The 13,327-nt window shown below is 68.5% G+C and carries 18 protein-coding genes; 6 read left to right on the forward strand and 12 right to left on the reverse strand.

Annotated elements, in window-relative coordinates:
* Nucleotides 1-461: 461 nt before the first annotated feature.
* Nucleotides 462-596: a hypothetical protein gene (locus ACZ561_RS38430; RefSeq protein ID WP_471004530.1), complete on the reverse strand. Its 135-nt coding sequence runs from the start codon at nucleotides 594-596 to the stop codon at nucleotides 462-464.
* A 102-nt stretch (nucleotides 597-698) separates the two neighbouring features.
* Complete coding sequence (locus ACZ561_RS38435) at nucleotides 699-1,190, reverse strand: hypothetical protein (protein ID WP_471004532.1); 492 nt, start codon at nucleotides 1,188-1,190, stop codon at nucleotides 699-701.
* Nucleotides 1,191-1,410: 220 nt separating this feature from the next.
* Between ACZ561_RS38435 and ACZ561_RS38440 the strand changes: the two genes are divergently transcribed.
* The 3 genes from ACZ561_RS38440 (at nucleotide 1,411) to ACZ561_RS38450 (ending at nucleotide 2,816) form a co-directional block, all read left to right on the forward strand.
* Nucleotides 1,411-1,770 carry a hypothetical protein gene (locus ACZ561_RS38440; protein WP_471004534.1) on the forward strand — a complete coding sequence of 120 codons (360 nt, stop codon included), beginning with the start codon at nucleotides 1,411-1,413 and terminating at the stop codon, nucleotides 1,768-1,770.
* An 11-nt stretch (nucleotides 1,771-1,781) separates the two neighbouring features.
* The gene (locus ACZ561_RS38445; RefSeq protein ID WP_471004535.1) at nucleotides 1,782-2,162 is read left to right on the forward strand and encodes a DUF6233 domain-containing protein; all 381 of its coding nucleotides are present in this window, start codon (nucleotides 1,782-1,784) and stop codon (nucleotides 2,160-2,162) included.
* Between the two features lie 168 nt (nucleotides 2,163-2,330).
* Nucleotides 2,331-2,816 (forward strand): hypothetical protein, encoded by a 486-nt coding sequence (locus tag ACZ561_RS38450; protein WP_471004537.1) that lies wholly within the window; start codon nucleotides 2,331-2,333, stop codon nucleotides 2,814-2,816.
* A gap of 30 nt (nucleotides 2,817-2,846) precedes the next feature.
* Here ACZ561_RS38450 and ku read toward each other — a convergent pair whose 3' ends face one another.
* The 5 genes from ku to ACZ561_RS38475 all read right to left on the reverse strand — a co-directional run bounded on the left by ku (nucleotide 2,847) and on the right by ACZ561_RS38475 (nucleotide 6,888).
* Nucleotides 2,847-3,797: a non-homologous end joining protein Ku gene (gene ku, locus ACZ561_RS38455; protein WP_471004539.1), complete on the reverse strand. Its 951-nt coding sequence runs from the start codon at nucleotides 3,795-3,797 to the stop codon at nucleotides 2,847-2,849.
* A gap of 118 nt (nucleotides 3,798-3,915) precedes the next feature.
* Complete coding sequence (lexA, locus tag ACZ561_RS38460; RefSeq protein ID WP_471004541.1) at nucleotides 3,916-4,602, reverse strand: transcriptional repressor LexA; 687 nt, start codon at nucleotides 4,600-4,602, stop codon at nucleotides 3,916-3,918.
* 410 nt (nucleotides 4,603-5,012) lie between these two features.
* Entirely contained in the window at nucleotides 5,013-5,165 is a 153-nt protein-coding gene (locus ACZ561_RS38465) for a hypothetical protein (RefSeq protein ID WP_471004543.1), read from the reverse strand.
* A 577-nt stretch (nucleotides 5,166-5,742) separates the two neighbouring features.
* Nucleotides 5,743-5,889 (reverse strand): hypothetical protein, encoded by a 147-nt coding sequence (locus tag ACZ561_RS38470; RefSeq protein WP_471004545.1) that lies wholly within the window; start codon nucleotides 5,887-5,889, stop codon nucleotides 5,743-5,745.
* A gap of 558 nt (nucleotides 5,890-6,447) precedes the next feature.
* Nucleotides 6,448-6,888, reverse strand: a complete 441-nt coding sequence (locus ACZ561_RS38475; protein ID WP_471004547.1) for a hypothetical protein — start codon at nucleotides 6,886-6,888, stop codon at nucleotides 6,448-6,450.
* Nucleotides 6,889-7,072: 184 nt separating this feature from the next.
* Here ACZ561_RS38475 and ACZ561_RS38480 point away from each other — a divergent pair, with 184 nt between their 5' ends.
* On the forward strand, nucleotides 7,073-7,315 hold the full coding sequence (locus ACZ561_RS38480; protein ID WP_471004549.1) for a hypothetical protein: 243 nt from the start codon (nucleotides 7,073-7,075) through the stop codon (nucleotides 7,313-7,315).
* Nucleotides 7,316-7,328: 13 nt separating this feature from the next.
* On the opposite strand, the gene ACZ561_RS38485 is transcribed toward ACZ561_RS38480, so the two are convergent.
* The 4 genes from ACZ561_RS38485 to ACZ561_RS38500 all read right to left on the reverse strand — a co-directional run bounded on the left by ACZ561_RS38485 (nucleotide 7,329) and on the right by ACZ561_RS38500 (nucleotide 10,572).
* A complete protein-coding gene (locus ACZ561_RS38485) occupies nucleotides 7,329-8,759 on the reverse strand; it encodes a 3'-5' exonuclease (protein WP_471004551.1) in 1,431 nt (476 codons plus the stop codon).
* On the reverse strand, nucleotides 8,756-8,884 hold the full coding sequence (locus ACZ561_RS38490) for a hypothetical protein (RefSeq protein WP_471004553.1): 129 nt from the start codon (nucleotides 8,882-8,884) through the stop codon (nucleotides 8,756-8,758). Before ACZ561_RS38490 ends, ACZ561_RS38485 begins: the two co-directional genes overlap by 4 nt.
* Complete coding sequence (locus ACZ561_RS38495) at nucleotides 8,881-9,282, reverse strand: hypothetical protein (protein WP_471004555.1); 402 nt, start codon at nucleotides 9,280-9,282, stop codon at nucleotides 8,881-8,883. Before ACZ561_RS38495 ends, ACZ561_RS38490 begins: the two co-directional genes overlap by 4 nt.
* A gap of 216 nt (nucleotides 9,283-9,498) precedes the next feature.
* A complete protein-coding gene (locus ACZ561_RS38500) occupies nucleotides 9,499-10,572 on the reverse strand; it encodes a hypothetical protein (RefSeq protein WP_471004557.1) in 1,074 nt (357 codons plus the stop codon).
* Nucleotides 10,573-10,951: 379 nt separating this feature from the next.
* Here ACZ561_RS38500 and ACZ561_RS38505 point away from each other — a divergent pair, with 379 nt between their 5' ends.
* Nucleotides 10,952-11,125 (forward strand): hypothetical protein, encoded by a 174-nt coding sequence (locus ACZ561_RS38505; RefSeq protein WP_471004559.1) that lies wholly within the window; start codon nucleotides 10,952-10,954, stop codon nucleotides 11,123-11,125.
* Between the two features lie 2 nt (nucleotides 11,126-11,127).
* Entirely contained in the window at nucleotides 11,128-12,192 is a 1,065-nt protein-coding gene (locus ACZ561_RS38510; protein ID WP_471004561.1) for a hypothetical protein, read from the forward strand.
* A gap of 756 nt (nucleotides 12,193-12,948) precedes the next feature.
* Here ACZ561_RS38510 and ACZ561_RS38515 read toward each other — a convergent pair.
* Nucleotides 12,949-13,327: tetratricopeptide repeat protein (locus ACZ561_RS38515; RefSeq protein ID WP_471004563.1), on the reverse strand; the 379-nt coding region annotated here is incomplete at its 5' end.

A 13,327-nucleotide genomic window follows, 5' to 3' on the forward strand; every position in this document is an offset into this window, starting at 1 on the left:
TGAGACCCCTGCCGCCTGGCGTGTACAAGAACAACACCGACTTCTGAAGGGGACACCTTTTCGTAGTGCTTCGGCTGGTCCTCTGCCACGTTTTGCCTGGCCAGAACGCCTGGTCGCGGAGAAGTAGGTCCGCGAATTCAAGAGGTTTCAAGCTGAGCCCTCGGCCGTAATGTCAAGGCGGGAGGGAGCCCAGCGTTCTCGTAGGAGGCCGACATGACAGCCAAATTCCCGACCAGCTGGCCTGTCCCTATCGGAGGAGGAGGGGCCGCCGTTGGGTGCGCCGTGTTCAGCGCACCGGTTGCTGTGACTGCCGCGGTCCTACTTACGACGATGATCGTTTCTCTGGTGCAGATCCTGCTGCCCCAGGAATCGTCGCACCGTCTTCAGTGGTGGCAAGCCGTGCTTGACCACCGTGAAAGAGAGCGGCGGCGCCGAAACGGCGGACCGTAGTAGCGCCACGCTCAGCCGGTCTTCCCGTATGCCCCCATCAGCCCCGCCACGCGGTGCCCGTACCGGGCACTGAGCTCGCCGATGACGGGTCGGCGCAGCCGCATCGCGCCCACTTGGGTGATGTGCCGGAGCAGGTTAGTTGCCACCGGGACGTCGAACGGCCTGGGCAGAGCTGCGAGGCGAAGCACGATGGTTGTCACCGTCTCCGCGAGATACCTGTCACCCGCGGTCCGTGTTCAGACTTTCCGTCACTCGCTGTCGAGCTCAAGCGGGTGCGGAAGCGGCTCCCATTCCGGCAGCCAGTCGGTGGCCGTCCCGCCGGTCAGCGCGAGGTGGAACCAGTCGCTGAAGCCGAGGTCGGTGTCGTGCCAGTCCCCCCAGCCGCGGCGGAACGCCGACACCGTCCAGGTCCCGCGCTCGCGGGGAACGAGGAACAGCTGGTCGCCTTCGATCGTGTTCCCCCAGACCAGAGCCCCACCTGGGGTCGGCAGGACCACGTGGGGAACCGTTCGGGACGCCTCCAGCAGCCGGCCCATTCCGTCGGCGTACTCGCGCAGCGTCCGGGCCCCGCAGAAGTAGATGTAGTCAGAGATGGCCGCGTCACCGTACGCGCCGGCGATCGCGATGAAGTCCTCGGGCAAGGTGACCGACCAGGACGAAGCGATCTCCTTGATCAGATGCCCTTCGTCCTGTCGAACGGGCAATCCGAGCAAGGGGACGAAGTCGTTGACGGTCTTCACCTGGTCTCCTACCGGCGGGAGGCCCCCGCAGCTCTCGTGGCGTCCGCACCCGCGACCGCCGATCGACGAGAAACTAGCCCAGGGGTACGACACCCCTGGGCTTCGGCGGTGACGACAGTCGTGCTCAGGCGACATCTATCGCGCTTCGTCACAGGTGACCCTCCGCGTGTGGCTATGGTGTCGATCGACCCGGTATTCGAACAGGAGTATCATTTCAGCCGTGGTCGATACCTTCCCGCTTGATCTCGCCGACGCCCAGCTCCGCCTGCATCACGCACGCTCCGAGTTCGAGGCGCTTTGCCGAACCCTGCCGTGGTCGGTCAATCCCATGCCTGGTTGGCCCGGCGAGACGCACCCGCATACCGGTGTCGTGACCGGGGGACGGGAGGACAGTCCCGGCTGGACCGACGAGCAGACGGCCGAGCACGCCCGCCTGCACGCACTCCTGCAAGAGCTGACGATCCAGGCCTCCACCCACCCCTACTGGGACACCCTGGGCAAGGACGAGACGGTCGTAGCGGCCCGGATGCGCCTGAAGCGGACCCAGGGCGCCGCGTCCAACAGCATGTCCGCGGCGTAGCGGAGCGCGGCATGTTGTCGATATCGGAGCGACTGGAGAAACAGCGCACCCTCAGGGACTGGCTGCGGTGGCAGGTCGACCTGGCCGACCGCACCATCCGGCAGCTGGAGGCCGAGCAGGCCGAGGAGAAACGCCGGCAGGAGATCGCGCGGGCGGAAATTGCGTGGAAGGTCCTGCCGTCGAGGGCGGCGCAGGGGCAGCCGATGCTGCACCGCGGGGGCTGCCACGTCGACCCGCGGCACACCGGGCTGCTGTCGCGGGAGGAGGCGTTCGTCGCGATGCAGCAGTTCCCGGCGCTGGAGTTCTGCGACATCTGCCAGCCGTGGGGAAGCCTCGAGATCGACAAGCCCCCACCGCCCGGGAAGCGGGTCTACGGGGACGATGCGCCCTAGGCGCAGAGGTGGCTCTACCCTCCAAGCCTGGGGCGGCGTCTAGGGAGGGGAGTGCCCGTGAGGCGAGAGGTCCCTGTTGTGATCCTGGGGGAGGATCGGACGTTCGGAGGGGACGGTCTGTACGTCGATCTTGTTCCGTCTACGTGCTGGGGCTCCGCGGGTCGCTCGATGCTGGCCACGCAGAACGAGTGGGTGCGGGTTCGCAAGATGGTCTACCAGCGGGCAGGGGAAGCCTGTGAGATCTGCGGCAACACCCGGGAGTCTCTGGCAGCGGTCGAGGTTGCGCCGCGTCTCCACGCCCATGAGCGCTACTCCTACAACAAGGTGCGGGGCCGACGGATCCAGCGCCTGGAGAGGCTGGTCTGCCTGTGCGTCCTCTGCGACGAGGTCACGCACATCGGGCGCGCCAGCATGGTAGGTGAGCGGTACTTCCTCCGGGCCAAGGAGCACGCGAAGGCCTTCAACGGCTGGTCCGACAGGAAGTTCGACAAGCACCTCAAGGCGGCGAGAAAGCTGTGGGTGCGGCGGAGCAAGCACGCGTGGGAGCTGGACGTGACCGTGCTGCACAACGCGGGTGCTCGATTCAAGACGCAGTGGACACCCGGGGAACGCGTCCCGAGCTTCCCGGCTGACATCGGCGGCCGCGCCAGCTAGCGCGCCAGGAGCGCGAGCTGGCGCAACGCCTCAGGAGGCGCGCTTCCTCGAGGTGGTCTTCTTCGCCGTGGTCTTCTTGGCGGCCGTCTTCTTCTTGGCAGGCGCCTTCTTGGCCGCGGTCTTCTTCCTCGGCTTCGGCATCTCGTGGACGGTGGCCGGCTCGCTGGTCTCGCCGCGGGACGCCTTCGCCTTCGCCACCGACTCCTCGAGCGCGGCCATCAGGTCGACGAGCTGTCCGGCCGGCGCCGCCTCCTTGCCCTCGGCGGCCTTCGGCTCGCGGTGCTCGGCCTTCGCCTCGATGACCTCAACCAGCGCCTCACGGTACTGGTCGGTGAGCTCGGCCTCGCCGACATCGGCCAGGTGCTCCACGGACATGGCGTCGAGGAGCGTGAGCGCCTCGCTGATCTCCTTCTCGGTGAGGTCGACGTCGTCAGGGGCCAGCTCGGTCGGGTCGCGCACTTCATCGTCCCAGCGCATCGAATGAAGCAGCAGCGCGTCACCGTAGGGGCGCAGGAGACCGAGACGCTCCCGGCCGCGGAGCGCGAACTTGGCGACGGCCACGTTCTCGTTGCGGCCCAGCGCCTCGCGCAAGAGGGTGTACGGCTTCGCCGCCACAGGGCCGTCGGCCGAAATGAAGTACGCGGATTCGCCGATGTGGCGGGGGTCGATGCTGTCCCAGGGCACGAACGCGGCGATCTCAATCGCCTTGGCCGTCGGGAGCGGCATGTTCGCCAGGTCGTCGTCAGTGATCGGGATGACGTTGTCCTTGGAGACCTCGTACCCCTTCCCAATTTCGGCCTCGGTCAGCTCCTGGCCGTCGAGCTCGCACACCTTGCGGTAGCGGATCCGGCCTCCGCAGCCGTCCTTGAGGTGGATCTGCCGGAAGCTGATGCTGTGGCTCTCGGTCGCATTCTCGAGCCGACACGGCACCGTCACCAGGCCGAATGAGATGGCGCCGCTCCAGATCGGACGACCGGGCATCGTTCCTCCAGGTGCCCCCCTGGGGTCTGACGTCAGGCTATGCAGATGCGTCGCGTGATCGCACGCCCTCACGGGCGGGCGGCCCACGCTCCACAGGGGGCGGGGCCGCCGCCGATCGTCAGAGGGTGCGCAGGACCGCGACGACCTTGCCCAGGATGGTGGCCTCGTCGCCCGGGATCGGGTCGTAGGCGGGGTTGTGGGGCATGAGCCAGACCCGGCCGTGCTCGCGGCGCAGGCGCTTCACGGTGGCTTCGCCGTCGAGCATGGCGGCCACGATGTCGCCGTGGTCGGCCGTCTCGGCCTTCCGGACAGTGACGTAGTCGCCGTCGCAGATGGCCGCGTCGATCATGCTGTCTCCGACCACCTTCAGCGCGAACAGCTGGCCTTCGCCGACGAGCTGCCGCGGGAGGGTGAAGACGTCCTCGACGGTTTCCTCGGCGAGGATCGGCGCGCCGGCCGCGATCCGGCCCACGAGCGGCACCTGCGTCACGCTCTGGGCTGGCTGCGGGAGGGGCTCGGCGGTGTCGTGGTCCTGGGTGGGGCGGACGCGGTAGGCGCGGGGGCGGTGGGGGTCGCGGTAGAGGAAGCCCTTGCGCTCCAGGGCCATGAGCTGGTGGGCGACGGACGACGTGCTGGCGAGCTTGACCGCGGCGCCGATCTCGCGCATCGACGGCGGGTATCCCTGACGGGACACTTCACGTTCGATGAACGAGATGATCGCGGCTTGCCTGGCGGTGAGCCCGAACTTGTCGGCGCGGATGCCGGGGGGACGCCCGGGGCGACCTGCGGTTTCGACAGTGTGCATGAGGTGCTCCCCACTCCCGAGGATCTTGCTTGGCGTGGACACTAACCCGCCAACCCCGACAAAGGGAACACTGTTTCGATAACTGGTTGTACGGGACAGTCCGCGGTGCGTGAGGACGCTGCGGCCTGGCCGCGGAACCCGATCGGACCTGAAGGCCGCCGAGTGACGCCGGCGGCGCGCCTTCGGCCTCCCGTGGGGAGCCGGGAGGCGGGCGCGGCCCAGACTGTGCCGGAGCGCAGGCGGGGCCGTTGCGCCGTCCCGCCTCCGGGGATGGTCTGCGAGGACCGCGTACGGGACGCAGTGCCACCGGTGCCCCGGGTGCGACAGGGGTGTGACGCAGGAACCTTCCGCATACGCCAGTGCCCGCCCGTGTGCTGCCCGGGCGGGCACTGATGCGTCTTCAGCCAGGGCTACTTGCCGGGCTGGACCTTCAGGATCTCGATGGCGGTGGCGCCGTCGGCATCAAGCTGGGTCTTGCGGTCGGTGGCGCTCGGCAGGTCGTAGCTGACGACGGACGTCCGCTCCTTGCCGTCCTGTGTCCATGTGACTCGGTAGCAATCCATGCCTGTCCTCCGCTCGAGATGGGTGTGCCCGGCGGCAGCATCGGCTTCAGGATGATGGGCGCCCGCCGGGCCTGCATAGGGTCGCATCCGGCACTGACAGCGGGCCGAGGGCTGTTGATGGTCGCCGTCGCGGCCCGGGTGGGGACAGCGCAATGCCCCCTGCCGGGGGCGGTGGCGTGGGTGCGCTCGAGGACACGCAGCACGCTGACGCTGCCGAGGTTGCCTTCTTCGGCGAGGGTGTCGAAGGAGTGCCGGGCGGCCTGGTCGTTGAGGCCGAGGGCGGCCGCGGTGTCGGTGATGATGCGCCGACACGTCCCACGGCGACAAGCACCTCTTTGCCGATCCCGACCGCCTGGCAGGCACTCGGGGCAGGGTCCTATATTGTGGTGAGGTGTTGCCCCGGGTATCCCTTGACACTCCTCAATCGGAGGGTCGAGAGCCGGGAGACGACGAAGACCTGGCCCCGGCGGCCACCGGAACCAGGCCTCGTCCACACAAGGTGTGATCACTGAGCCCGGCCGACTACTACGCGGCCGGGCTCAGTCATGAGCCGACCTCTGTTCGTCCGGGTCACGTTTCACATCCAGTTCTGCAGGATGCTCACGACCTCACTGATGACCTCTAGGAGCATCCCCGCCGGCGCGATCCAGTCGGCCACTGCCTGCCCGAAGGTCAGGCGCTTCCGCTGTTCGGCCGACGGATCCTCATTCCTGTACGACGTCATCGTTTACCTCCTCGTTCGGTCCTGAAAATCCCCCAGGACCCTGGGGACTGCCTCAAGTTGAGGCAGCGTCAAGGGGGACCGAACGAGCACACATGAGCATAGGCGATGCGGGCACCACCGATAGACCGGGGACCACAACTTGTAGGTGGCTGACGCCATGCAACCACTAGATCTAGGGTTGCATCCCGACGGGGCGCACTTCACGCGTGTCGCGCGTCCCGCGCGCGCGAGACCGGAGATTCCGGGCCAGCGCTGTCCAGAACCACAGACCGATGCCTTCAGCCATCGACGCCGCCTTCCGCTAGCCCGCAGACATCCCTGCCAGGAGAAAGAGATCCGTCCGGGGTTGGGATGTGCTCGCGGACGTTCCGGAACGTCCAGCCGAACCAGGCCCTGCCGCCACGGCCTTGCGAGTGTTTCGCGGCCACCAACGGAAGTGAGCCTTGCCGCGGCGAACGAGAAGCTCGCGGCGATGAACCGCCTCACAGAGCGGCACAGCGTGGTCCACCTCGGCATGCCCGACTTCAGACACGCTGCCGGCAGGCAATGACCCCTGGGTCACATGTCCATGGGATCTCCCGGCCGCCGATTCCATCGGTCCCGCCGATCAGGGATGCCCAGCAGTAGATCTGGATCACTGCGACCTTCCAGCGCCTCATCCCACAGCTGCTGCATCGCCACGGCAAATGTCACCCACCTTGGGGCACCCGCAGAGCATCGCGTCTCATCCGGGTCGATGCCAGACCTGCCGCACAGCACCCTGAACAGGGCATCCACCGTGGTCCATCGAGAGGGGACAGTCTTCCCCTGCAACATGCGACGGATCGTTTCCCGGCTGGCGGTGCCGGCCAGGTCCTCCCGATCGGCGAGTTCCTTTTCCAGTTCGCGGCCGGAGGGACGATTCGCCTCCCGATAGTGAAACCAGAGCTCCTGCACGAACAGCCGAACAGGACCGTTCGGCAGCTCTTCCTCCGACGGCATCCGCAAGGCCTTGCTCATCTCGCCCCCCCTTGGCCACGCTCGCCCAACGATGGCAACAGATGACACATCTTGGCACAGCAGAAGGCGAGTTGAGGCGTGATGAGGACGGCACGTCAAGCGCCCATGAGCACCCCGGAGAGTGGATTTAGCAGGTCAGCCCGCAGGAGGCATGGCCGGTGAACCACTACCCCGAGGGGGAAACGTGAAGAAGCTCGTTACGCGGATTAGGCAGGTCATCGAGCGGCTGGCCGCTTTCGGGCGGCGCCGTCGGCTCGCTATCGCGGTGACCACCATCTGCCTTCTGTTGACCGCTGGTCTCGGGGCTGTGGTCGCTTGGGCCCCGCCCGAGAGGGCAACGCTGCTGCTGACGCTGCTGAGTCCCCTCCTGGGGGTCGCCCTGACCTTTTCGCTGGACGTCTGGTGGAAGCGGCGCCGCCAGGGTTGACGCTCATGTCCCCCTATCGGGTGGGCCTGAAGGTCGTTCCCTTGCCGTTTGCCATCTCCTTAAGTCGTTCAAGTGCCGCCTCGCAGTCGCCGGCCGCGCGATGCTTGCCGCCGAGCCCCAGCCACCGGTTGGAGCCGAGCCACCTGGCGTAGGCGTCCATGAGGCAGTACCAATTGCCCTCGGGCTCCAGGTGCATCGGCTTCCTTCCGGCCCGCGCGATGTCGCCGAGCACGACGGAACGATCGAACTCGGACTTGTACGCACACACGATCCGATCCTTGGTGACCTGGCGGAGCCTCGGGAGGATCTTCTCGAAGGGCCGAGCCGAGGCCACTTCCTCGTCGGAGATGCGATGAACTCGACGTGCGCCGTCAGTGATCTGCTCCGTGGGCTTCACCAGCGTGTCCTGGAGCACCTTGCCCGTGGCGGCGTCGATGACGGCTAGCTCGACGGTCTGCCCGTAGAGGTCCGTGGTCTCGGTGTCCAGGATGACCGCGGCGCCCGGCTCCAGGAGTTGCCGGGCCCGGCGGGTGATTCGCCCCCACGTCGGGCACAGGGTGATCTCGTCGGCGTACGAGGCGACGCCAGGATCGGCGGCGAGCTCCTTGCGGACGGTCTCCTTCGTCGGGCCGCCGTCGACCCGTGCCCAGTCCAGCTCCCACCCGCCGGAGTAGGGCGAGTGCCATGACCACACGGTCGTGCCGTGCCGGTCGGCGAGCTGCTGGCAGAAGCCCTTCACCGCGGCGGCGCGTGTGGGAGCGAGGTTGGCGTACTCGCGTAGCGGGGACGGGACGCCCTTCCCGAGTCCGCGGGCGGCCTCCCAGTCGACGCCGGGCATGTCCCGCAGGTCGCGGACGTCGCCAAGCCGGTACAGGACGACGGTGATGGTGCGCCGCCGGCCGACCTCGCGCTCGTAGGTGTCGGCTGGCTCGATCCACCCGGCGGCCTCGACGTACTTCCAGTCGGTGGGCCGGATCTCCAGGACGTCGGCGGCGGCCTGCGCGGTGATGTACTGCTCGCCGTCGGCCTCCTCGGCGAGCTTGTCCAGGTCGGCGATCAGGTACCGGTCGGCGGGGCCGGTGGCGATGAGGCCCTCGCGGCCCATGCGGGCGATGTCCCTCCAATGCCAGCCGATTCGCTCGGCGGCCGCGTCCTGGGGCAGGCTGGCCTCGAACCACGCCACCCGCTCGGCGACGACTCCGCGGACCAGGTCGACGTCGAGTGCGCGCGCGGCCGCCGTCGAGTACATCGGCCACCCCTTGTACCGGTCGACCTCGACCAGGGCCTCTCGCTCGACGAGCGCAGCGACGTCCAGGGCGCGGACCGGCTCGCCGGTGAGCCCGGCAAGCATCTCGGCGATACGAGTGGCGCCCAGCGCCTCCGGCCACGTCTTCTCGCGCGTGGCCGCCTGTTCGGGGACCGTGCCCGTGGTGGTGTCCGTCATCGGTGTACCTCCGTGTTCTGCGAGTCGGTGATCGGGAGGGCCGCGCCAAGGTCGGCACGCCAGATGAGCTTGAGGAAGTCCATGCGCCCGCCGTAGCCGCTGATGTCGACGTGTGCGCCGGTCACCGGGTACGGCTCGCGGGCGGGCATCTCGATCCGGGCGGAGGCGGTCGGCCAGGGGACGCCGGGCCGGTCGTGGTGGATGTAGCCCGTGAATTCCTCGTAGCCCTCGCCGCCGCTCCACAGCAGCGCGGGAGAGTGAAGCTCGGGCCGTACACGGTCACCACCGCCCCGTTGGCGAAGGTCACCGTCTCGGGGGGCTGCGGCGGCTCGGGCGGTGGGGGCATGAGGTCGTGGTCGTGCAGCCACTGCTCGGCAGCCGCACGCGCGAACAGCGGGCTGGTGTCGGTGCCGCCAGCGGCTGCGGGGAAGTCGTCGTGCTTACGGTGCCAGTTGACGACGGCGGCGCGGCCGACGCCGGCCAACCGCGCGATCTGGGTGAGGTTGATGTGGGCGTCGGTCATGAGGCGGCTCTCCGCTCGATGGGGCTGTCCGTGGCTCGGGCCGGTGGTCGCGGGGGCTTTCGCCAGCCCCCGGACCCCCGCTCCCCCCGGCACCGCCCGGCGCGGACAGCGCTCCCGTGGTGCGGGTGCGTGCGCGCCGGACGGCACCGGGGCCGTGGACCCGTTGACCTGGGCAAGTTTCAAAAATCCGACCGGGAATGAGGCGTGGTCAGTCGGTCACGAGAATCTGGCCCGGGCGATGACGGCGACCAGCTCGCCCCGAGTGGCTGCGGCGAGGAGCGCGTCGGGGTCGGGGGAGGAGACCGGCCCGCACAGCAGCGCGTGGGACGCCGTGTCGAGCAGGTCCCACCAGTCGTCAGGCGCCTTTACCTCGCCCCGCCACAGCCTGATGTCGTCGAAGCCCTCGAAGTCGGTGTGCGCGATCTCCCGCATGGCCCGAGAGCCGATGTCCATGCGGATGCGCCAGTTGAAGTCCAGCTCGGGGAATTCGCTGCCGCGCCCGTTCCAGGGCCGCCACCGGCACTCGCCGCGCAGCTGCTCCAGCCGGGCCTGCTCGGTGCGCGGCTCGAAGGCGATCAGGGGTAGCGGGCGCCCATCGGGCATCGCCACGTATCCCAGGTGCAGCCTGTAGGGGCCCCCGGCCGGATCCGCGCCCTCGGTGCCAGCGACCTGGTCGGCGTAGACGGAGACGGTGGTCTGCGGGTCGACCACGTCGGTGACGGTCTCGGGTGGGATGCCGAGGTCCTCCGGAGTGATCACCTTGATCATGTCGGCGATCTCCTCCAGGGAGGCGCCGCCCATCGCCCAGTGGTCGAGCGCGTCCTCCAGGAGGTCCGATGCCTGCGCCGGCGTCATCGCCTCCACGGCTGCCAGTGCTGCCGCCCCGTCGCCGTGCGTGTGCGCGGTCCGGGCCAGCGGCGCCCACTCGCGGGTGGTGTCCGAGGCGAAGGCAACGCCAGTCGGCAGGCTGTAGACGGTTCCGGCGAGCGCGGTGAGCGTCGCCCGGTCCTCGACGACCTTCTTCGCCAGCGACCTCTGGCAGGGCTGGCAGGCGGTCCGGCACGCGGCGACGAGCCGGGCGGCGAGGTCCAGGTTGACCGTCCGCCCCTGCGCGTGGGGAAGGCCGGTCAGGACGCTCATGTCCGGGAGGGGCGTGTGCTGGTGGGTGGTGCCTGCGGCCGCAGAGGCGTGCCCGGCTCCGGTGCGCTGCGCCTTCTTCTTGGCGCGCTGCTTCTTCCCGTGCTTCTTGACCACGAAGATCTCCTGGGTGGCGTGCAGCGGTTTACCCATGACCCGATGCACGCGAGAGAACGTGGTGGTTGCGCGGGCATACCGAGGCGTTCGTCGACGACGAACCCGGTCTCGCTCTCGCACTGATGCGCTGGGACTTCGGTCCTGGCACCTTCGCCTCAGAAGCGCCCCAAGTCATGGGCTAGAGGCTGGCTTGGGCCCGTGCGTGGGCGCCAACACTCACGGTAGTGCCCTCCACTGACACGGCGCCAGAGAACACACGACCGACCGGGCGACGGCGTACCCCGCGAGGTTTTCTTCACTTCGCCCGAGGCTGGATGGCGAGATAGGTGTGCAGAGCCGTTCCGGGTCTCCCGGCCGTCGTATCTGCCCTGCCCGGAACGCCCAGGCAGGAGGACCACGGGAAAGGACCGTGCACGTGAACAGCAACCCGCTCGCACCCGGGGGAGGCGAGGGCAGCCGCCTGGTCGTCCTGCTCCTGGTGGCCGCCGCCGGCGTCGTGGCGGCACAGAGTCAGGCGTGGGCGAGCGCCCTGGGAACGGCGGCCGCCGTCTATGCCGTCCTGTCCACCGAGACCAACAGCAGGAGCTGACCGTGGCCCGTACGAAGCCGTCCCGCCTCGAACTCGCGCTGATCGCCGAGGCCGAGAAAAACGGGCGCACCGTGACCGCGTTCCAGCTGGAGCGATGGCGTCAGCACCTGTGGCTGCCGAGGACGAACGAGTGGCTCGACGCCGAGGGGCCCACGATCCGTCCCGAGATCGTGCAGCGAACGATAGACCTGGCGAAGTTCTCGGCCTCGGGCCGCAGCATCAGCTGGGTCGGCTGGGTCTTCTGGGCGCTCGACGACACACCGGATACCGCCGCACGGCTGCGCGAGGCGCTGCTCGCCACGCTGATGCGTCCGTTCTCGAAGGCGGGAGTCGACGTCGCAAGCATTCCCCGTGGGGACTCCGACGAGGCGCACGAGGCACGGGAGAAGATTGCGGCCCGGCTGCTGCAGAACCGTCGTTCACCACGGCGTGACCTCGACGGGACGCTGCGCTCGTACGCGGCCGACGCGGGAGTCGAACTGCCTCCGTCCCGTTCGGTGCCGAACATGTTCCACCGGGTCCTGACGGAGCGGGGCGCCCTGATGATGGTCGGCGGAACCGGGGATGTCGGCTTCGAGGACCTGCTGAATTCATGGGAACGCATCTGGCCGGAGGGCAAGGCGAGCATCGACCGCATCCGTGCCACCCACCTCAAAGCCGAGCTCGCCGGCGACGATCTGGCGGCGCAGTCCCCGATGGCGTACGGGGTTCTCGGGATGATGCGCGCCTTCGAGCAGGCCGACGACCGGCGGCTGTGCGCAGCAGTCAGGGCCTGCACGACGGCCACCGACACTCTCTTGAAGCTGTGGGCCCGGGCGGCCGTGGAGGGCAGGCCGGAGATCATCATCCAACTGATGAACGATGTGATGTGGGACGTATGGGTCCGAGCCGGTGGCCTCGCCTTACAAGGTGCTGCAGGCGAGGCTGCGGTCGCCATCAGCACCGTCCAATACTTGATCGTTCCTGGGTGGGCAGAGGACCTCCACCGTTTTCAGGCATTCATGGACGCTCTGTTGCTCGACGCACCTGGCCGCGCGTCAACGTGGTTGTCACCTCGGCGGCGTTGAAGGATCAGACATCGGCTGGCCTACATACCGTGCCGTCCGAAGTACTCCCGCGCCTCCGCCTCCACCTGATCCTGATCTGGCGGAGATCCCGCAAAGAACTTACTGCGACGGTTGCCCTCCTCCAGTCACTGAAGGTGCCAACCAGGCCCGGTTCCGATTCCTGGGGGCTGCTGCCACGACCACCGCCGCTGGCGGGGCGTCCCGCGTGTGCGCCCCGGGAACCACGAATGACCGGCAATGGCGCCTTTTCTTCGCAAATACGGTTTATCGCCGCAAACCCATGCGTAGGGTCCAAAGGGAACCCAGCCCCAAGGGAGGCACAGATGAAGCGTCGGAAGAAGGGAACTGCGAAGCCGCTCCGCCGCTTGAGGCGAAGCAGGTGCCACCACGCGGATCAGCCGGCGGATCTGCCCCCGCGGCGAAGCCCGGGCAAGCGGGTGGCTGTCGCCTCCCTGCTCGTGGCAGTGATCGCTCTCGTCCCGCCGTACGCGGAGCTCGCCCGCCCGGATCACGCCGACAGAACGTCATCGACCAGAGCATTGTGAGCTGCACACGATCGAGTCTCACAGGAAGGCACAGAACGGCGCCTCACCGAGGCCCTGATCGAGGTCATCAACGCGAAGGCGGCGCACCGCGCACCGGCGCCGCTCGCGGGCGAGGAGGCCCCGGAGGCGCCGGTCGTCGACCTGGGGTGCCGGTAAAAACCGTGTCACCAGCCGCAAACGACGCAATTTGTCCTGGGGTTGCACGGCGAGGTCACGTCGATTGATTAACGTCCGCATCCCCCGCCTCGCCCCGCAAGTACGCGAGGAAGCCCCGGGCAGCGAGGGTCTCGGGGTGGTCGGGGCCCAGCACCCGCTCGTAGTCCGGAAGGAGCTGCTCGTAGGCCGTGAGGGCGCCGTCCACATCCCCCGCCTCGCCCCGCAAGTACGCGAGGAAGCCCCGGGCAGCGAGGGTCTCGGAGTGGTCGGGGCCCAGCACCCGCTCGTAGTCCGGAAGGAGCTGCTCGTAGGCCGTGAGGGCGCCGTCCACATCCCCCGCCTCGCCCCGCAAGTACGCGAGGAAGCCCCGGGCAGCGAGGGTCTCGGAGTGGTCGGGGCCCAGCACCCGCTCGTAGTCCGGAAGGAGCTGCTCG

This window comes from Streptomyces sp. NPDC039609 (assembly GCF_055596705.1).

Excerpts from the sequence above, each read along its gene's own strand:
- ku (WP_471004539.1), bottom strand. The coding sequence starts at position 3,797 with ATGCCCGGTCGTCCGATCTGGAGCGGCGCCATCTCATTCGGCCTGGTG.
- ACZ561_RS38495 (WP_471004555.1), bottom strand. The coding sequence starts at position 9,282 with ATGACCGACGCCCACATCAACCTCACCCAGATCGCGCGGTTGGCCGGC.
- ACZ561_RS38470 (WP_471004545.1), bottom strand. The coding sequence starts at position 5,889 with ATGACGTCGTACAGGAATGAGGATCCGTCGGCCGAACAGCGGAAGCGC.
- ACZ561_RS38500 (WP_471004557.1), bottom strand. The coding sequence starts at position 10,572 with ATGGGTAAACCGCTGCACGCCACCCAGGAGATCTTCGTGGTCAAGAAG.
- ACZ561_RS38445 (WP_471004535.1), top strand. The coding sequence starts at position 1,782 with ATGTTGTCGATATCGGAGCGACTGGAGAAACAGCGCACCCTCAGGGAC.
- ACZ561_RS38465 (WP_471004543.1), bottom strand. The coding sequence starts at position 5,165 with ATGGATTGCTACCGAGTCACATGGACACAGGACGGCAAGGAGCGGACG.
- ACZ561_RS38450 (WP_471004537.1), top strand. The coding sequence starts at position 2,331 with ATGCTGGCCACGCAGAACGAGTGGGTGCGGGTTCGCAAGATGGTCTAC.
- lexA (WP_471004541.1), bottom strand. The coding sequence starts at position 4,602 with ATGCACACTGTCGAAACCGCAGGTCGCCCCGGGCGTCCCCCCGGCATC.
- ACZ561_RS38485 (WP_471004551.1), bottom strand. The coding sequence starts at position 8,759 with ATGACGGACACCACCACGGGCACGGTCCCCGAACAGGCGGCCACGCGC.
- ACZ561_RS38475 (WP_471004547.1), bottom strand. The coding sequence starts at position 6,888 with ATGAGCAAGGCCTTGCGGATGCCGTCGGAGGAAGAGCTGCCGAACGGT.